Raw genomic sequence first — 19131 nt, 5'->3', positions numbered from 1 at the left:
CGCCAGCCACAGGACGTGGCGCTCTAGGCGGGCGATGCACAGGACGTGCTAGACCCGCCAGCCACAGGACGTGACGCTCTAGGTGGGCGATGCCAGGACATGCTAGACCCGCCATGTTATTGGCAATCGACTTTCCTTTGCGTTTGCCTATGTACTGGTGCTGGACAAGAAACCGAGTTATTTATTTTGACAGGTTTGAGTGTGTAGAGCAGAAAGTTGTCAAGAAACCCTCGTTATTTTGACAGGTTTGGAGGTATAGAGCGGAAAGAGAGTGTCATACGTTCCAATCAACAGCGCTGAATATCAGCCAAACCAAAAAAGGACCGGGCTAGTTTACCCGGTTTTTCTTCCTTAGTTAGTTGTATTTTCAGCCCATTCTTCCACGTTCCAAACTTTCGTAACCCAATCTTCATAGAAATCAGGTTCATGGCTGACTAAAACGATGGTTCCTTTATAGGCTTTTAACGCCCGTTTTAATTCTTCTTTTGCGGTGATATCCAAGTGGTTTGTCGGCTCGTCAAATAACAGCCAGTTGCTTTCATTCATAAGCAGTTTGGTCAGGCGCACCTTGGCCTGTTCGCCACCGCTTAGTTGATTGAGGGGACGTGAAATATGTTCGTTCTTCAGCCCGCTTCTTGCCAACGCAGCCCTTACTTGATGCTGGTCCATTCCAGGGAATTCACTCCATAGATCATCAATGGGGGTGATGTTCCCCACTTTAACTTCCTGTTCAAAATAAGAAGGGAAGAGGAAGTCCCCTCGCTCGATTTTGCCGCTCAATGGCGGTATTTTTCCAAGCATGGTTTTAAGCAATGTTGATTTCCCGACTCCATTCATACCGACGAGCGCAATCTTTTCCCCACGTTCGATTGTCACAGACAGTTTTGGAAGCAGGGCGTGGGTGTAGCCAATTTCGAAATCAATGCCTTCGAATACATATCTGCTACTTGCTCGTGATTCCTTGAACTCAAATGAAGGCTTTAAAGCGGTCTCAGGTCTATCGATCCGTTCTATGCGATCCAATTGTTTTTGACGGCTTTTCGCACGGCCGGTTGTTGAATAGCGTGCTTTATTTTTTGCGATGAAATCTTCTTGTTTCTTAATGAATTCTTGTTGTTTCTCATATGCATTTAGATGCTGATTTTTATTGATTTCAGCTAATTCCAGAAACTTTTCATACGTAGCAGTGTATCGAGTTAGCTTTGAAAATTCCAACTGAAAAATGACATTGGAAACCTGGTTCATGAACTCAGTGTCATGCGAAATTAAAATGAAAGCGTAAGGATACTCTTTCAAATATCTGGTCAACCACTGAATATGCTCCACATCAAGATAATTTGTTGGCTCATCAAGCAGAAGCACCTTTGGTTTTTCGAGCAATAGTTTTGCTAGTAATACCTTCGTGCGCTGTCCGCCGCTTAAGGCAGATACATCGCGGTCTATGCCAATTGCATCAAGGCCAAGCCCCCTTGCTGACTCCTCCACTTCTATATCTAGAGAGTAAAAACCGCCAGCATCAAGCGCATCCTGGATTTCCGCCATTTCTTCGAGCAGTTTTTCAAGTTCTTCCGGTGTAGCTTCCGCCATTTTACTAGTGACTTCGTTAAGCATTTCTTCCTTTTTAAAGAGCGGAAGGAAGGCATCGCGTAATACATCGCGAATCGTTTTTCCAGGAGTTAAAACCGTATGTTGGTCCAAATATCCGTATTCCAATCCAGGAGTCCATTCTACTTTTCCAGAATCGTGGATCAGCTGCCCGGTAATGATGTTCATGATGGTAGACTTCCCGACACCGTTTGCGCCAACCAGGCCGACATGGTCTTCTGCTAGCAAGCGGAATGATACATCTTTAAAAAGTGTCCGACCCCCAAATGTATGGCTCAAGTTTTCTACATTTAATAAACTCATGTTAAAATCCTCGCTTTAAGCAATTTTAAGACAATAAATTAACAATCACATTCCCTAATCATACTAAAATCTATTGGTTTCCACCAGAGTTTTTTCTTTAAAAGAATTATTATACTATGTAAAATTATGCCTTGTTTTGCTATAATTGTATTGGGTAGAATTATTTCACAGTACAGTCATCCAAAATCCCACAAAGAAAGGGAGGATGCATTATGAAGGCTACGGGAATTGTAAGGAAGACAGATCAGCTGGGCAGGGTGGTCATTCCGATGGAGATTAGAAAGAAGATGAGCATTGGAGAAAATGATCCGCTGGAGATCTTTGTCGATGAAGATAAGATCATCCTAAAACAATATCAGCCGGACATGACATGCGTTGTAACGGGCATCATCAGCAATGACAATATGTTGCTTGCTGGCGGGAAGATTATCTTAAGTAAAGAAGGAGCCGAACAATTGGTGAAAGAATTGCAAGACTACCTTGCTACCTCCTAAAATTGTCTTGTAAAAGCAGTCCTAAAATCAAGGACTGCTTCCTTTTTCTCGGCTAAAAGAAATAGGGAGCTTTTTCTGTCCTTCATAGATGTACATCTAAAAGAAATGTGATAAAGTATATTGTATAAATACGGATATAATCTGGTATGATGGACCGAAATACTGTCCTCTCCAAAAATACAATTGTTTTCGTAATAATGACATGCTGACTGTTCAGCAGAAAGGAGATTTTGATGTCTAGCAAAACATTGGATCAATTTTTGAATGTGAATCTGGAGGAATTAAAGGGGAAGGGCCTATACAATATAATTGACCCGTTAGAAAGCGCTAATGGACCAGTTATCAAAATCAATGGAAAAGAATTGATCAATCTTTCTTCTAATAACTATTTAGGACTTGCTACAGATGACAGATTGAAAAAGGCTGCCGAAGAAGCAATTTCTCAATTTGGAGTGGGGGCAGGTGCTGTCAGGACCATTAATGGCACACTGAAACTTCATGTTGAACTGGAAGAAAAGTTAGCTGAGTTTAAGCAGACAGAAGCTGCAATTGCTTATCAATCGGGTTTCATGTGCAATATGGCAGCAATTTCAGCAGTCATGGATAACAAGGATGCTATTCTTTCTGACGAATTGAACCACGCTTCGATTATTGACGGCTGCCGTCTGTCTCGGGCAAAAATCATCCGTTTCAACCATTCGGACATGGAAGATCTGCGGGCAAAAGCTAAAAAAGCGAAGGAATCCGGACAATTCAATAAAATCATGGTTATTACGGATGGTGTATTCTCCATGGATGGGGATATTGCAAAATTGCCGGAAATCGTTAAAATTGCCGAAGAATTTGACTTATTTACTTATGTGGATGATGCTCACGGTTCTGGAGTTCTTGGGGGAGGTGCTGGCACTGTCAAGCATTTCGGACTTTCAGATAAAATCGATTTCCAAATCGGTACTTTATCGAAGGCTATTGGGGTTGTCGGAGGTTATGTCGCTGGAAAGCAAAACCTGATTGATTGGCTGAAAGTGAGAAGCCGTCCATTTCTGTTCTCAACATCCCTCCCTCCTGCTGACGTTGCTGCCAGCACAAAAGCGATTGAAATCCTGATGGATAGCACCGAATTGAATGAGCGACTGTGGGAAAATGCAAATTATCTGAAGGCTGGACTGGAAAGGCTTGGTTTTGACATTGGCCATTCTGAGACGCCGATTACTCCATGCATCATTGGAGATGAAGTGAAAACTCAGGAATTCAGCAAGCGTTTGTATGAAGAAGGGGTATACGCAAAATCAATCGTATTCCCAACAGTCCCACAGGGAACAGGACGGGTAAGGAATATGCCTTCTGCTGCGCATACGAAGGAAATGCTTGATCAGGCATTATCCATTTATGAAAAAGCCGGAAAAGAACTAGGGATTATTTAATGGTGGATGCCGGTTCCTTAGTGAGCCGGCTCACTTTTTAGAAAAGACTCACTTCGCATAAAATGTTGCTGTTTGAATCATTTATTTATTTGGTTTTTAAGATGCTATGGAATGAAAAACCAAAATGGGTTTAAATGGGGCAATTTTTACGAAAAGAGCATAGGATATCCAGGAGGAATACATAGGATGAAAAAAATGTTAATTACTGGTGCACTTGGCCAGATTGGTTCAGAATTGACAAATAAATTGCGAGACATTTATGGCAATGCCAATGTCATTGCAACGGACATCAGACAAACGAATACAGAGGTTGCGGTCAACGGCCCGTTCGAGATTCTTGATGTCGTGGATGCCCAAAGAATGTTCGAATTGGCCAAGAAATACAAGGTAGATACCATTATACATATGGCAGCTCTGCTTTCGGCAACAGCGGAGACGAAGCCGGTTTTTGCATGGAACTTGAATATGGGTGGTTTAATGAACGCGCTAGAAACGGCCAGGGAATTGAATTTGAAGTTTTTTACACCCAGCTCAATTGGTGCTTTTGGCCCTAACACTCCTAAAGTCAATACACCTCAGGATACTATTCAACGACCTACGACAATGTATGGTGTAAATAAAGTGGCTGGAGAATTGCTTGCGGATTATTATTTCCACCGTTTCGGAGTCGATACAAGAGGAGTAAGGTTCCCGGGATTGATTTCCTATGTCACCCCTCCTGGAGGCGGAACTACTGATTATGCAGTGGAAATTTATTATCAAGCCATCAAAAATAACAAATACAGTTCCTATATCCAAAAGGGAACGTTCATGGATATGATGTATATGCCGGACGCGCTTGAAGCGATTATTGATTTAATGGAAGCAGACCCCTCTAAGCTTATCCATCGAAATGCTTTCAACGTAACAGCGATGAGTTTTGACCCAGAACAGTTGGCAGCTGAAATCAGGAAGCACATTCCTAGTTTTGAACTATCATATGAAGTGGATCCTGTCAGACAAGCAATTGCAGATAGTTGGCCAAATTCAATAGATGCTTCTGCTGCCGCTGACGAATGGGGATTCAAGGCAAAGTATGACCTCGCCAGTATGACTTGCGATATGCTGGAAAAGGTAAAGGATAAGATGAAATAATTTTTAAGCACCCTAATTTATGAATTAGGGTGCTTTTTAAGAGGCGTGTGGAAATTTAGGACTTGAAACTGGTAATTAGCTCATGTACTTTTTGAACCTCATTTTCTGACACGATAAGGTACCAGATATCGCCGATAAAGCTTCCTTCTCCTTGTATTTGATACGTACTCGTATTATTTCTCGCCGTTCTATAATCAGTCATTAATGTTGCCATGTGGGCAAAATCCATATTGGTACTTACATTCTTTCCTAAGACATCGAGCACTTCACTGACTTTATTGACTCCGCTGAAACTGGCTCCCTTTTGGATAATCCCTTCAATGACTTGGCGCTGCCTTTCATTACGGCCAAGATCTCCTTGTGGATCCTCTTTTCTCATTCGAACAAAAGCCAGGGCTTCTCTTCCATCTAACTCCAATTTTCCTTGTGGGAAGTCAAAATTCCCACTTTTAAAAGCTAGGTTGTTCTCAACTGTCACCCCACCTACTGCATCAACAACCTGTTGGAATCCTTCCATATTAACTTTCACATAGTAATCCAATTCGATGTCTAAAAAATGTTCAATCGTATCAACTGCCATATTACTTCCACCAAAGGCATAGGCGTGGTTAATTTTATCAACTGTACCATGACCAACAATATCTGTACGCGTATCGCGGGGGATACTGACCATTTGCATTCTGTCATTATTGGGGTCAAGTGTCATGACGATCATCGTATCGGAACGACCATTATCATTTTCACGCTCATCGACACCTAGCAGAAGAATGTTTAGCGGTTTTTTATTATCGATTTTCTGTTTGGTTACATTGTTATCGATGGACGTTACCGTCTCATGAACATTTCCATTAATTGTGTTTTTGATATCTGCGTATATGGAATAAAAATATGCTCCTATTCCAATGATAAAAACCCCCATAATAACAAGGGCGTATTTTTTCCATTTGCTACTTCTTTTATGTTCCCTTTTAGCCATTCTCCCCATATTACCGCCTTCTGTTGTTGTGTATTTACTGCTCTGATTATATCATACCTGCCCTGTTTACTCCTAGCCTGGCTTACGCATGCTTTGTGCTACTTTCATCATTAATACCATCGGAAATTAGACTATCATAGAAAAATGAAAAAAAGGTGAAATCAAATTTGATTTCACCTTTTTACGTAAATCAGTTTATCCTGTTGTTCTGTTACTTTTCCGATGATCGCAGCATGATTCAATCCTTGATCCTTCAGTGCTTTTACATATGGAATCGCCTCATCCTCAGACAGGGAGACGAGAAGGCCGCCTGAGGTGATTGCATCGCACAGGACGATTTGTTCATCTGGGGAAATATCCCTATATAGAACATCGTTTTCCAGCCACTTATGGTTTGATCTTGAACCGCCAGGCACAACGCCTTTTGCTGCCAAATCAAATGTACCTTCAAGGACTGGCACCTTTGATAATTCAATTTCAAAGCTGACATTGCTTCCCCGTGCAATTTCACTGCCGTGACCGAGCAAGCCAAATCCAGTTACATCGGTTACAGCATGAGGAGTGAATTTTTTTAGCGCTTCTGCAGCGGATTTGTTCAATAATGCCATAGTTTCGGTCACAGCCTGTTCTTGTTCGGCCGTTACAACCCCGCGTTTAATTCCGGTCGTCAGAATCCCAACCCCGATTGGTTTCGAAATGACGAGCACGTCACCTGGTTTTGCGCCGACATTTTTCCAAATGGATTTAGGGTGTGCGAGACCTGTAACGGATAAGCCGAATTTTGGCTCCTGGTCATCAATTGAATGCCCGCCAATCAAAATAGCACCAGATTCCCTCACCTTGTCACTTGAACCTCTTAATATATCGGCCAAGATATCAGGACCAAGTTTTTTGATTGGATAGCCGACAATATTAAGGACTGTCTTTGGCTCTCCGCCCATTGCATACACATCGCTAAGTGCATTTGCTGCAGCAATCTGGCCGAACATATATGGATCATCGACAATCGGCGTGAAGTAATCAATCGTCTGAATCAGAGCGATATCATCTGTTAGTTTATATACTCCTGCATCATCGGATGTTTCATGTCCGACTAGCAATTCAGGAACGGGTTCCTGTTTGGGTAATAGACGCAGAACCTGCGTCAAGTCCTCAGGACTGATTTTACAGCCTCAACCAGCTTTTGTTGACAACGAAGTTAAACGGATTTTTTCATGTTCACTCAACCTTATCACCTCAAAAGCAAGTATACTCTTTCTTGTTTTTAAAATCATCCTTCAGCTACTGTTTTTTAGACTTTACACGCTGATGGAATTTATTATATATAGAATTAGTTTGAATTTTTTGCTTGATCAGGATTTGAAAAAATCGTCGGTTGGACATTAATGATATATAATAGAACAATGAGATTTGGTTATGGGGGCATGCAAGCATGAAAGATTTAGTAAGAGCCTTGCCTGCAGTTCATGAACTGCAAAAGGATATAAGGTTTATGGAATTGATAGAACAGGTTGATCTGAGTGAAAGCTTTCTGACTGATTCGTTGAAATTTGAAATAGATAGGATAAGGAAAGAGCTGCTTACTGGAAATTGGAAAGGGCACGAACCAGGAACGGAAGAATTTATGGATGAATTATTTATGTCTGTTGGTCGATTGGTAGCAAAAAAAAGGCAATATACACTCACAACAGTAATCAATGCTACCGGAACGATTTTGCATACGAATTTAGGGAGGGCTAGGTTGAGCGAAAATGCCATCAAGCATGTAGTTGAAACAGCGATGAATTATTCGAATCTTGAATATAAGCTGGATGAAGGCAAACGCGGTTCTCGTCACAGCCATGTGGAAGATCTTGTCAAAGAAATGACAGGAGCAGAAGCGGCGATGGTAGTCAACAATAATGCTGCTGCTGTCTATATCATCCTTAGTGCGCTTGCCAGAAGGAAAGATGTCATCGTTTCTCGCGGCCAACTTGTCGAAATTGGTGGTTCATTCCGAATTTCTTCGATAATGGAAGAAAGCGGTGCAAGGTTAGTGGAAGTAGGGACAACAAATAAAACCCATTTACTCGATTATGAAAATGCGATTTCAGCTGAAACATCGATGATCATGAAGGTACATACAAGTAATTTTAAAATATATGGTTTTTCAAAAACTGTAGAGACCAAAGAGTTAGTGCAACTGTCAAATAAGCACGATCAGATTATCTTTTACGAAGATCTTGGAAGTGGCGTTTTATATGACTTTCAAAAACATGGAATTGGAGAAGAGCCTGTTGTAAGTGAAGTACTTAAGCTGGGCACAGATATCGTATCGTTTAGCGGGGATAAATTGCTTGGCGGTCCTCAGGCAGGGATTATTGCTGGAAGAAAAGAGCTCATCGATCAATTGAAGAAGCATCAGCTCGCTAGAGTAGTTAGAGTTGATAAAATGACTTTGGCAGCACTGGAAGCAACCTTGATGGATTATCTTAAAGGGGAAAAGGGATTGGTACAAATTCCAACTCTTCGGGATTTACTAGTACCAATAAGTGAACTAAAGGAAAGAACGGAGAAATTCGTCCAATCTATCCGTTCTTTTGGCGGTAAATTAACTGTAAGAATCACGGAAGGAACTAGCAAGGTTGGCGGGGGAACAATGCCTGATGTCGATCTGCCTACTTACCTGGCTACTATCAGCCACCCCGAAGTGAGTGCCGAACATATTGCCAAAAAGCTTCGGACAGAATATTCACCTGCTATCATCGTAAGAATACAGAAAGAAGAGGTGCACATCGATCTTCGAACAGTAGCTGTGGAACAAGAACAGCAACTTTTAGAGGCACTCAAATTAATATAGGAAATAACTTGGCTGCCAAATGATTTGGCAGCCGTTTTTTTCAATGAGTCAAAGCGCGACTTCACCGCTGCTTTTCTTACATATCGTGACCAGAATTGTGCTTTTGGCGAGTATGGTTGCGGTTTTTAACCTTTTTTGAGCCGCTTAGTGGAGCAGGCTGGCTGGTTTGGTCACCCTTGGGAGCATTTTTGCGCATATCCTTGGAATCGTTTTTGTTCATTTGCTCATCCCTCCTGATTTTAGGATTTGATTTGCGCTTGAATTTATACTGAATAAATAACTTTTAAATGCGCAATTTAACGGTATAGATTTTACTACATCAGGAGGAAAACAAATGCCTTATAATAAAAACAAACAACAAGCGTTTCAGGCAGCACAGCAGGGGTTTGAAGATGCACAAGGACTATATACGGAAATCATTCGCGATTCAGAAAGCTATGGACACCAATTAAAGCATCTTAAAAACGAAGTGAATGAAGCCTTTCAACAAATTGAAAATGCTCTCGAAAACGCTTCTGAGCATCAAAGAGGACAGTTAGAAAAATTCCAACAAGATCTCAGGAGCATCGTAAATGAAGTAAATATGGAATAAGAAAAGCGCAAGACAATTCTCGAAGTGAATTTTATGCTTTCTTACTCTATAAGAAAAAAGCGGAAGGGCATTCTTCCGCTTTTTTCTTTTGTGAAATAGCTTTTGATTGATCTTGTTTCCTAATGAGATCATTTTTTACCTTGAGAATAGGAGCGATTCGCTTAATTTTAACATGTATACTGTTTTTAATATAAGTGAAACTTATCAATCGCAATAACATACTTGTTATTTACTTATATACAAGGTTATATTAATATGAAATTATGAGAAAAGTTATGTTGGAATACAAGATTCAAACTTTTCGACAATTTCTTTTATTTTGTTTATGATGTTTACGTAGAAGAAGGAGGTAAACATATGTCAAACCAAGATATTTTTAACGCCCGAAAATCATTTGAGGTGGACGGGAAACGCTATCATTATTATAGCCTGGCCGCTCTGGAAAAGGATGGAATCGGCAATATTTCTAAACTACCTTACTCTGTTAAGGTGTTGCTTGAATCCGTGCTTCGTCAGCATGATGGCTTTGTGATCACAAAAGAGCATGTGGAAAACTTAGCAAAATGGGGAACCAGCGAAGTGAAGGAAGTGGATGTTCCTTTTAAGCCATCACGCGTCATTCTTCAGGATTTCACTGGTGTACCGGCAGTGGTTGACCTTGCTTCCCTTAGGAAGGCAATGGCTGACATGGGGGGAGACCCACAGAAAATCAATCCAGAAAAGCCTGTTGATCTTGTCATTGACCACTCGGTCCAGGTTGATAAGTATGGAACACCTGACTCACTTAATGTCAATATGGAGCTTGAATTCGAACGTAATGCGGAACGTTACCAATTTTTGAGCTGGGCACAAAAGGCATTTGACAATTACCGCGCTGTTCCGCCGGCAACAGGTATCGTTCACCAGGTGAATCTGGAGTTTCTTGCAAGCGTTGTCCATGCTGTGGAAAATGAAGATGGTGAATTCGAAACATTCCCTGATTCATTGGTAGGTACCGACTCACATACTACAATGATCAACGGAATTGGCGTTCTTGGCTGGGGTGTCGGCGGGATCGAAGCAGAAGCAGGAATGCTTGGCCAGCCATCCTACTTCCCAGTACCAGAAGTAGTAGGCGTGAAATTAATAGGGGATATGCCGAACGGCGCTACTGCAACCGATCTTGCGCTTAAAGTAACACAGATACTTCGAAACAAAGGCGTTGTTGGAAAATTTGTCGAGTTCTTCGGACCAGGAGTTGTAACACTGCCACTTGCTGACCGTGCAACGGTTGCCAACATGGCACCAGAATACGGTGCTACATGCGGATTTTTTCCGGTAGATAATGAAGCTTTGAGCTACATGCGCTTAACTGGACGTTCAGAAGAACATATTAAAGTGGTGGAAGCATACTGCAAGGAAAACGGATTGTTCTTCGATCCTTCCTTAGAACCAGTTTATACTGATATTGTAGAAATTAACTTATCCGAAATCGAAGCGAATCTTTCTGGTCCTAAGCGTCCACAGGACTTGATCCCGCTTTCAGCTATGCAAAAGTCCTTTAAAGAAGCTCTTACTTCACCTGCAGGAAACCAGGGATTTGGGTTGGGCAAGAAGGAAATCGAAAAAGAAGCAGTTGTTGAATTTGCTAATGGAGACACAACAACTATGAAGACTGGTGCTATCGCCATTGCAGCGATCACTAGCTGTACGAATACATCGAACCCTTACGTAATGGTAGGAGCAGGGCTTGTTGCCAAGAAAGCAGTGGAACTCGGAATGGAAGTTCCTAAGTTTGTTAAAACTTCATTGGCTCCTGGATCTAAGGTTGTTACTGGTTACCTTCGTGATTCAGCATTGCTCCCTTACCTTGAAACGCTTGGCTTTAACCTTGTTGGGTATGGTTGTACAACTTGTATCGGGAACTCTGGTCCATTAAAACCGGAGATTGAAAAAGCTGTAGCTGAAAACGATCTGCTGGTGACTTCCGTTCTTTCCGGAAACCGTAATTTCGAGGGACGAATCCACCCGCTGGTAAAAGCAAACTACCTAGCTTCACCGCCGCTAGTAGTCGCTTACGCACTTGCTGGTACAGTGGACATCGATCTTCAAAATGATCCTATTGGAAAAGATAAAGATGGCAATAATATATACTTCAAGGATATCTGGCCATCAACAGCAGAGGTAAACGAAGTTGTTCACCGCGTTATAACACCAGAACTATTCCGCAGAGAATATGAGACTGTCTTCACCGATAACGAAAAGTGGAATGAAATTCAAACAAATAGCGATCCGCTATATACTTTTGATCAGGATTCAACTTATATTGCAAATCCTCCTTTCTTTGAAGGGTTGACTCCAGAAGCCGGAGAAGTTGTTCCATTGATCAGCCTTCGTGTTGTTGGCAAGTTCGGGGATTCAGTCACTACGGACCATATTTCTCCTGCAGGTGCAATTGGAAAAGATACACCAGCTGGAAAATACCTTCGCGAAAAGGGTGTGGAACCACGCGACTTCAACTCGTACGGTTCACGTCGTGGCAACCACGAAGTCATGATGCGCGGAACATTCGCAAACATCCGTATCCGCAACCAGGTCGCTCCTGGCACAGAAGGCGGCTTTACCACTTACTGGCCAACAAACGAAGTCATGTCCATCTTTGATGCTTGCATGAAGTACAAAGAGCAGGGCACTGGCCTAATGGTTATTGCAGGCAAGGATTATGGCATGGGTTCATCCCGTGACTGGGCTGCAAAGGGTACGAATCTATTAGGAATCAAGACTGTTATCGCAGAAAGCTTCGAGCGTATCCACCGTTCTAACCTTGTATTGATGGGCGTACTGCCACTTCAATTCAAAGCTGGTGAAAATGCTGAAACTCTTGGTTTGACAGGAAAAGAATCATTTGATGTCCAAATTGATGAAAAAGTCCGTCCGCGTGATATGATAACTGTCACAGCTACTGACGAAGACGGCAACAGGAAAACTTTTGAAGCTCTTGTACGCTTTGATTCTGAAGTTGAAATTGACTACTATCGTCACGGCGGCATTCTGCAAATGGTGCTTCGCGACAAATTGAAAGCATAATTAAAACAGAACCCCCCTGATCCATAAGTGGAATAGGGGGTTTTTCGTCTGCCATCCTGTCGACAAACACAAAAATTTCATGTCAGAATAAAATAAAAGTAAAATTTCGAAAAGTTGTAATAATTGCAACCGTTTTCGGGCATTCTAACTGTTAGAATGATAATAAAGGATGGTGAGTAGGATGAGGAAACCTAGAAAACGTTCCTTTCAAGAGCTTGTAATGGAAAATAAACGTCAACTTCTGAATGATCGTGAAGCGATTGAAAAAATCGAGGCAAAATTGGAGCAAAAACACTTAGGCAAAGCAGAGTAATACATTCCCCACTCATGATTTCCCGATGATTTGGTAAAACTAAACTAGAGGAGGGATGATCATGAGCAATCCAAAAAAGGACAGCAAACACTATGTTCCGAGCCATCTTGGAACCCAGCCGCGCGGTTTCAGCGGCAACAATGGTAAGAAGATGAACGATAAATCAGGAAAACATGCACAGGTAATCCAGACAAAAGGGGAATAAATGATAGAAGCATGCCCACCAATCCGATGGTGGGCTTTTCATTTTCCAATGGGCTGGAGGAGGGTTCTAAACACTTTTTAATGCCTTAAATGCATTCAGAACGCAATGAATATTGCTTTTGCTTTCCTCACATACTATTGGTAGTAAGGGAGGGACATATTAATGACAAACCATACACCAAAGCCTGACGATCGTAGTGATAATGTAGAAAAGCTGCAGTCCATGGTCCATCATACCATTGCCAATATGGAAGATGCGGAGGCTGCAATGAATAATTCGAGTCCTGAGGACCAGCAAAGGATCCAGGAAAAAAATGAACGCCGCCGCGAAAGTATTGATGCTTTCAGAGCAGAAATTAAGGATGAAGCGCATAAACAACATTAATGAAAAAGCTCCGTCGTAAAGGCGGCGCTTTTTTTCGTTTACAGGAAAATATGATATTATACGAAGTGTAAAGATATTCTGTTAAATTTTTTGATAAAGAAGTGAGCGGATGGAACAACACAAAAAACAAATAGCTTTAGAGGAACAACTGTTACTTTGGGAAGAGGAAATACAGTCTAAAGGATATATTGATGATGAAGCCGGTTTGATTATGGCCATTAAGGTACTAACTAAAGCGGGGGAACAAAAAAAATTGTCCCATGTTTTGACGCTGGCAGCTCAATCAAGAGCGAAAAGGAATGGCTTTGATACGCTTGTCCTTGAGTGGCTGAAATCAGCGGTTGAACAGGAGGCTACAAACAAACTAGCAAAATCCATGTTGGCGTCAAACGAGTGGAAAAGTAAAGGGAAACTTTTCGAGGATTTCGCCTACCCACGAATTAGGGAAACAGACAATCGGGCGCTGAAAAAGAAAACATTAGTACAATACATCGATATTTCCCAGCAATTTCTTGGACATGCCGAAGAAGTGTTGGATGAGCTAAACGGGCAGACGCCAATAGCTGATTCTGATTTAAGCGGAAAATTTGGCAGGCTGACAGAATTAGTCGAAAGCGCAATGGAAGAAACAGCTGCTTTGTTAAAAGCAACAAGGCTGTACGAGGAGTCAGTAAGCGGTGTTTTTCATACAGCAATCCATTTTGAAGAAATGAAAAAAAGACTGGATACCCTAGATAAAATCAAACTTCAATGGCAAGAAGAATTTGCCGGAGAGTCGGAGGTTCAAAACAAGACGGAAATCGATCCTTTGGCGGAACTTCAACAGATGGTGGGTCTTGAGTCTGTCAAAGCCAGAGTGAATGATTTTTATCGTTTCCTCAAATATCAGCAAAAACGCAAGGAGCTTGGACTGCAAACTAAGGATGATCAAAGCTTAAATATGGTGCTTACAGGGAATCCAGGCACTGGAAAAACGTCGTTGGCTAGATTGCTTGCAAAAATTTATCACCAGCTTGGTGTTTTGCCACGAGAAGAAATCATCGAAGCAGACCGCTCACAGTTAGTTGGTGCTTATGTGGGCCAGACAGAGGAAAACGTCCGCAAAATTGTGGAACAAGCTCTAGGCGGCGTCTTGTTCATCGATGAAGCTTATAGTCTTAAACGTGAAGGTCAGACAGGGAATGACTATGGCCAAACTGCAATTGATACACTTGTTTCTTTAATGACTGGAAATGAATATGGTGGCAAATTCGCGGTGATTTTGGCTGGATATCCAGAAGAAATGCGTTTATTTCTTGATGCAAATCCTGGATTAAGGTCTCGTTTCCCGCAATCGAATTTCATTCATCTGCCTGATTATACAGAAGATGAACTGTTGGAGATCGCCAAGCAGGCAGCACGGGATAATGATTATGCTATGACCGAACCTGCAAAGCAAGAGCTCAGAGAAAGAATCGAAAAAGAAAGAGTCGATGAAACATTTGGCAATGCGCGCACAGTGCGTAACCTTGTATTGGAAGCTATTTTTAAAAAAGGCTCAAGAAAGATGGAAGAGGATGATTTTTCAACATACACATTGTTGGAAAAAGCAGATTTCGAATCATCTATTAAGCCTTCAACAGAAAAGCCGCTAGACAGCCTCCAGGCATTAATTGGTTTGGATACCGTAAAATCGGAAGTCACCACGCTTATTTCTTTCGTTAGGATGCAGCAGTTTCGCAAGGAAAAAGGGCTGCCTGCTGTACCAATTCAGCTGCATTCGGTCTTCACGGGGAACCCCGGAACCGGAAAAACAACTGTCGCAAAGATTTATGCTGAACTGTTAAAGGAATGCGGAATGTTAAAGCGGGGACACCTGATCACCAGCAGCAGAGCGGATTTCGTTGCTGGTTTTGTGGGTCAGACAGCCATCAAGACAAAGAAAAAGATTCGTGAGGCACTAGGTGGGGTTCTCTTTATAGATGAGGCTTATTCCTTGCTTGGACAAAGCTCAGGTGACTTTGGCAAAGAAGTGATCGATACACTCGTGGATGAGATGACCAGGCATAATGAAAACCTTGTCGTTATCCTCGCGGGCTATCCTGCCGAGATGAATTTGCTGTTGGAAAGCAATCCTGGCATTCGTTCACGATTCAAAAAATTTTATCACTTCCCTGATTACAGTGTGGATGAATTATTGCTCATTATCAGGAATTATGCAGGTAAATATCAGTATAAAATCAACGATCAAACTTTAGAATTTTTATCCAAAAAGCTTTTGGGAATAGAGATTAAAGGGAATGGACGATTCGCGACAAATTTGGTGGACGAGGCCATACAGTTCCAAGCCTATCGCCTGATGAGCAGCGAATCAGTAGAGAATTTGGATCAGGATGTTCTATACTTAAACAAACAGGATTTTGAAGCGGCGTTGAAAAAAACACAGTGATCCTCGTTTTATTAATGAGAGTAGCAAAAGGGGTATGAGGATGCAAATTTCATCAAGAGAAATAGAGGTTAGATATGCAGAAACGGACCAGATGGGTGTTGTTTACCACGCTAATTATTTGGTTTGGATGGAGCTTGGCAGGACGCAATTAATCAAAGAGCTTGGTTTTAATTATGCGGAAATGGAGAAGGACGGAATTATCTCTCCAGTACTGGATATTCAGGCTTCTTATAAAAGGCCTTTGCGTTATGGGGATACTGCCATAATCAAAACATGGGTAGAAGAATATGATGGCATCCGTTCTGTCTATAAATATGAAATTTTTAATGGGGAAGGGGAGCTTGCACTTACTGGCAGCTCTAAACATGTCTGTGTGAAAAAGGATAGTTTCCGCCCCGTTTCTTTAAAAAGGAAGTATCCGGACTGGCATGAAGCTTATCTAAAGGCCATGAAAAAGCCTGAGGATGAAAGGGAGTAGGTCTGGATGGCTTTCGGGATCAAAAGACACGAGCTAGCAGAGTGGAAAGAAAATATCCGCAAAGGAGAGATTGCTTTTCTTACTCACTACTGGTTAGATGAACGTTTCCCTGGCTGTACAACAGTTACAAAAGTCGGTTGCAGAGATATAGAAAAGTTGGCAGAATGGGGAAATACTTATGGACTTAGCCCTGAATGGATGGACAACCGCAAACCTGAATACCCGCACTTTGACCTCTTTGGCCAGAAACAGCAGGAGGTTTTGGAGAAGGAAGGGATTAACAATTTTCTTGGCAAAAAATAAGGCAAGCGCCTAAGCGCTTGCCTTATTTTTTTTCGAATGTAAACTCTGGTTCGTGACCGACAGGATGAAGTTTGACAATCAGATCATGGCCGTCAAAATACCAAATGTCTTTTTCTTCGATATAATATGTGATACCGTTTTTTTCTGTTTTCACGCCGATATGGTCGGGTTCCTCTTTGGAAACGCCAAGGGAGAAACCTGTCTGAATCGAACTGAATCCTCCGTACCGTACAAAAAAGTGTAAATAGCTCCCGTTGGAAAGGTCCATTTCGGTTTCGTACCAAGCTGCCGCTTCTTCATTGATTGTAATATTCATATCATTCTCCTTCCATACCAATTGCTCCGATTATAACATAAGCAATTCCCGTCAGCATTTGCCAGGCATTAATAGGGGTGCCATGAGGAAACGTGGATTTACAACGTTAAGGAAAATTCCAATATTAAGATTGCAACTGGTGATACCTTAGTTGTGAGTCGAATGGATCATCTTGGCCGAAACACGGTTCAGTTGTTGGAGCTAGTTCAGCAGCTTGGTGTAAGAAACATACATTTTATTATCCTATTCTTGGGAATTGATACAAGAACACCTACTGGTAAATTCTTTTACTGTTATATCCTTGCATTTCTATCAATTGAGTAGTAAAGTGATGTAACGAAAGGGTGTGACACATCGTTATGCAAAAAAATACTCGCGGATCATTAATCTGGCTTCGCCTCACTCGTTTCACCCATCAAAGTAATTTACTTTCCAATGAATTTTTAAAGCAATTTGATTTAACGACCGCACAATTTGATGTATTAATGCAAATTTCAACCTATGAGCCATTAACACAATGTGATTTAGCTGAGAAAGTCACTGTAACACAAGGGGGAATTTCACGTATGCTTGCCCGTCTTGAGAAAGATGGACTTATTGAACGAAGGCAAGAATGGAAAACTAAAACCATTTCATTAACAAATAAGGGTCGTGAAAAACTAAATAATGCGTTTGATGCCCAACTTGCCTTTCAATCCTCATTTTTTGATGAAAGTTTATCTAAGGAAGAGCAAAAAATTTTGTATTCGCTCATGTCTCGTGTGCAAAAAAATAGTGACAAAAGATTAGTGAAAAGGTAATTTTTTACCACATCACTTGATTAGTCAAAGGAACTAGGAGAATTCATTATGGAAAAATACCGTATCGATCCATTAAAAGGTATAGAATTTGGGCTTTATTCTTTAGGAGATCATATGTCTAACCCAATTACAGGCGAACGTATTTCGGCCCAAGCAAGAATTAAGGAATTAATTGAAGCCAGTAAGCTAGCAGAACAAGCAGGAATTGATGTCTTTGGCGTTGGAGAAAGTCATCAAACTTATTTTACCACCCAAGCTCATACAGTAGTCTTGGGTGCCATTGCGCAAGCAACAAGTAAAATAAAAATCACGAGCTCAGCAACGGTACTAAGTGTTTCTGATCCTGTGCGTGTATATGAAGATTTTGCAACCATCGACTTAATTTCGGATGGCCGTGCGGAAATTGTAGCAGGACGCGGTTCCCGTGTAGGAGCCTATCACTTACTTGGGGTTAATTTACAGGACTATGAAGAAATTTTCGAAGAGAAATTAGAATTGCTTAAAAAGATAAATGAAGAAGATCAGGTGACGTGGCAAGGTGAATACCGGACTCCATTAGAAAATGCGCATATTCTGCCGCAGCCAAAAAACGGTTCTCTTCCTATTTGGCGTGCGGTTGGTGGACCACCAACAAGTGCTATTAAGGCAGGATATATGGGGATCCCAATGATGCTTACTACTTTAGGTGGACCAGCCATCAACTTTAAGCCTTCTGTCGATGCCTATCGTGAAGCAGCTGAGCGCAGTGGCTTTGATCCTAAAGCACTTCCAATTGCAACAACAAGTTTATTCTATGTTGCAGATACAACAAAAGAAGCTTTACAAGAGATGTACCCACATTTAAATGGTGGTTTCCAAGCCATTCGCGGTGGCGGTTATCCAAAACAGCAATTTGCCCAAGCACCTGATACACGAGATGCATTAATGGTTGGCAGCAAAGAGCAAATTATTGAAAAGATGCTTTACCAATACGAACTATACGGCATGCAGCGCTTTATGGCACAAATTGACTTTGGTGGTGTACCCTTTGAGAAAATTATGAAAAACATCGAAATTATTGGGAATGATATTATTCCAGCCATCAAAAAATATACTGCTGTGAAATAATAGCAAGTGGATTGAACGAAAAATACAATAAATGAAGAGCGGTGTGAAGATGAAATTTGCAGTAAGCAAGCAAGCAGCTAATTGGTATAAAAAAGAAATGGATTTAGACAATGGGGATTATGTTCAATATTACTTGCAAATCTACGGTGGGATTCCCACATCACATCCTAATTATTCGTTAGGTATGTCCATAGGGAAAACCGAAAACATTGGTGTGAAAGACGAGGTCGAGGGAATTACTTTTTATTTTAATGATGACAATTCTTGGTTATTTAACGAATATGATTTGAGTGTTGTTGTGAAGAATGGAGAGTTAGAGTTTATTTTTACGAACAATGAAGATTGATATGGACGGAAGAGAATA

General features: G+C 41.4%; 21 protein-coding genes. 16 read left to right on the top strand and 5 right to left on the bottom strand.

What is annotated here, in order from left to right; genetic code table 11:
- Nucleotides 1–351: 351 nt before the first annotated feature.
- A complete protein-coding gene (locus UB32_RS18155) occupies nucleotides 352–1908 on the bottom strand; it encodes an ABC-F family ATP-binding cassette domain-containing protein (protein ID WP_044396477.1) in 1557 nt (518 codons plus the stop codon).
- Between the two features lie 212 nt (nucleotides 1909–2120).
- Here UB32_RS18155 and UB32_RS18150 point away from each other — a divergent pair, with 212 nt between their 5' ends.
- From UB32_RS18150 to UB32_RS18140, 3 genes are all read left to right on the top strand, one after another.
- A complete protein-coding gene (locus UB32_RS18150) occupies nucleotides 2121–2402 on the top strand; it encodes an AbrB/MazE/SpoVT family DNA-binding domain-containing protein (RefSeq protein ID WP_044396475.1) in 282 nt (93 codons plus the stop codon).
- Between the two features lie 233 nt (nucleotides 2403–2635).
- Nucleotides 2636–3826, top strand: coding sequence for a glycine C-acetyltransferase (locus tag UB32_RS18145; RefSeq protein ID WP_044396472.1), 1191 nt, complete (start codon nucleotides 2636–2638; stop codon nucleotides 3824–3826).
- A gap of 186 nt (nucleotides 3827–4012) precedes the next feature.
- Nucleotides 4013–4960: an L-threonine 3-dehydrogenase gene (locus UB32_RS18140; protein WP_044396470.1), complete on the top strand. Its 948-nt coding sequence runs from the start codon at nucleotides 4013–4015 to the stop codon at nucleotides 4958–4960.
- Between the two features lie 55 nt (nucleotides 4961–5015).
- Here the strand turns inward: UB32_RS18140 and UB32_RS18135 are convergent, their stop codons facing one another.
- Together UB32_RS18135 and selD are read right to left on the bottom strand one after the other, a co-directional pair.
- Nucleotides 5016–5945 (bottom strand): LCP family protein, encoded by a 930-nt coding sequence (locus UB32_RS18135; RefSeq protein ID WP_044396467.1) that lies wholly within the window; start codon nucleotides 5943–5945, stop codon nucleotides 5016–5018.
- Between the two features lie 164 nt (nucleotides 5946–6109).
- Nucleotides 6110–7210, bottom strand: a complete 1101-nt coding sequence (gene selD / locus UB32_RS18130; protein WP_431305985.1) for a selenide, water dikinase SelD — start codon at nucleotides 7208–7210, stop codon at nucleotides 6110–6112.
- Between the two features lie 158 nt (nucleotides 7211–7368).
- On the opposite strand from selD, the gene selA reads away from it, so the two are divergent.
- On the top strand, nucleotides 7369–8775 hold the full coding sequence (gene selA, locus UB32_RS18120) for an L-seryl-tRNA(Sec) selenium transferase (RefSeq protein WP_044396465.1): 1407 nt from the start codon (nucleotides 7369–7371) through the stop codon (nucleotides 8773–8775).
- A 76-nt stretch (nucleotides 8776–8851) separates the two neighbouring features.
- On the opposite strand, the gene UB32_RS19685 is transcribed toward selA, so the two are convergent.
- On the bottom strand, nucleotides 8852–8995 hold the full coding sequence (locus tag UB32_RS19685) for a small acid-soluble spore protein P (protein WP_084221906.1): 144 nt from the start codon (nucleotides 8993–8995) through the stop codon (nucleotides 8852–8854).
- A 114-nt stretch (nucleotides 8996–9109) separates the two neighbouring features.
- Between UB32_RS19685 and UB32_RS18115 the strand changes: the two genes are divergently transcribed.
- The 8 genes from UB32_RS18115 (at nucleotide 9110) to UB32_RS18080 (ending at nucleotide 16544) form a co-directional block, all read left to right on the top strand.
- Nucleotides 9110–9367, top strand: coding sequence for a hypothetical protein (locus tag UB32_RS18115; RefSeq protein WP_044396463.1), 258 nt, complete (start codon nucleotides 9110–9112; stop codon nucleotides 9365–9367).
- Between the two features lie 357 nt (nucleotides 9368–9724).
- Nucleotides 9725–12433, top strand: a complete 2709-nt coding sequence (gene acnA, locus UB32_RS18110) for an aconitate hydratase AcnA (protein ID WP_044396462.1) — start codon at nucleotides 9725–9727, stop codon at nucleotides 12431–12433.
- A gap of 181 nt (nucleotides 12434–12614) precedes the next feature.
- Nucleotides 12615–12746, top strand: coding sequence for an FbpB family small basic protein (locus UB32_RS18105; RefSeq protein WP_044396461.1), 132 nt, complete (start codon nucleotides 12615–12617; stop codon nucleotides 12744–12746).
- A gap of 61 nt (nucleotides 12747–12807) precedes the next feature.
- Complete coding sequence (locus UB32_RS18100) at nucleotides 12808–12951, top strand: acid-soluble spore protein N (protein ID WP_044396460.1); 144 nt, start codon at nucleotides 12808–12810, stop codon at nucleotides 12949–12951.
- A gap of 162 nt (nucleotides 12952–13113) precedes the next feature.
- Nucleotides 13114–13335, top strand: coding sequence for a small acid-soluble spore protein Tlp (gene tlp, locus UB32_RS18095; RefSeq protein WP_044396457.1), 222 nt, complete (start codon nucleotides 13114–13116; stop codon nucleotides 13333–13335).
- Nucleotides 13336–13444: 109 nt separating this feature from the next.
- Nucleotides 13445–15763 (top strand): AAA family ATPase, encoded by a 2319-nt coding sequence (locus UB32_RS18090; RefSeq protein WP_044396456.1) that lies wholly within the window; start codon nucleotides 13445–13447, stop codon nucleotides 15761–15763.
- Between the two features lie 40 nt (nucleotides 15764–15803).
- Nucleotides 15804–16241: an acyl-CoA thioesterase gene (locus tag UB32_RS18085; protein ID WP_044396455.1), complete on the top strand. Its 438-nt coding sequence runs from the start codon at nucleotides 15804–15806 to the stop codon at nucleotides 16239–16241.
- Between the two features lie 6 nt (nucleotides 16242–16247).
- The gene (locus tag UB32_RS18080; protein ID WP_044396454.1) at nucleotides 16248–16544 is read left to right on the top strand and encodes a hypothetical protein; all 297 of its coding nucleotides are present in this window, start codon (nucleotides 16248–16250) and stop codon (nucleotides 16542–16544) included.
- A 22-nt stretch (nucleotides 16545–16566) separates the two neighbouring features.
- On the opposite strand, the gene UB32_RS18075 is transcribed toward UB32_RS18080, so the two are convergent.
- The gene (locus tag UB32_RS18075) at nucleotides 16567–16860 is read right to left on the bottom strand and encodes a HesB/YadR/YfhF family protein (protein WP_044396453.1); all 294 of its coding nucleotides are present in this window, start codon (nucleotides 16858–16860) and stop codon (nucleotides 16567–16569) included.
- 96 nt (nucleotides 16861–16956) lie between these two features.
- Here UB32_RS18075 and UB32_RS19680 point away from each other — a divergent pair, with 96 nt between their 5' ends.
- From UB32_RS19680 to UB32_RS18060, 4 genes are read left to right on the top strand one after another with little or no spacing between them, the layout of a single operon-like run.
- A complete protein-coding gene (locus UB32_RS19680) occupies nucleotides 16957–17184 on the top strand; it encodes a recombinase family protein (protein ID WP_431305986.1) in 228 nt (75 codons plus the stop codon).
- Nucleotides 17185–17219: 35 nt separating this feature from the next.
- On the top strand, nucleotides 17220–17660 hold the full coding sequence (locus UB32_RS18070; protein WP_044396452.1) for a MarR family winged helix-turn-helix transcriptional regulator: 441 nt from the start codon (nucleotides 17220–17222) through the stop codon (nucleotides 17658–17660).
- Nucleotides 17661–17708: 48 nt separating this feature from the next.
- Nucleotides 17709–18767 (top strand): LLM class flavin-dependent oxidoreductase, encoded by a 1059-nt coding sequence (locus tag UB32_RS18065; protein WP_044396451.1) that lies wholly within the window; start codon nucleotides 17709–17711, stop codon nucleotides 18765–18767.
- A gap of 49 nt (nucleotides 18768–18816) precedes the next feature.
- Entirely contained in the window at nucleotides 18817–19113 is a 297-nt protein-coding gene (locus UB32_RS18060; RefSeq protein WP_044396450.1) for a HesB/YadR/YfhF family protein, read from the top strand.
- The last annotated feature ends 18 nt before the right edge of the window (nucleotides 19114–19131 follow it).

It is taken from the genome of Mesobacillus subterraneus, assembly GCF_000934845.1.
In the GTDB taxonomy this organism is placed as follows: domain Bacteria; phylum Bacillota; class Bacilli; order Bacillales; family Cytobacillaceae; genus Mesobacillus; species Mesobacillus stamsii.
The sequence above is the reverse complement of the archived record's forward strand: the minus strand, read 5'-3'. Positions and strand labels throughout refer to the sequence as shown.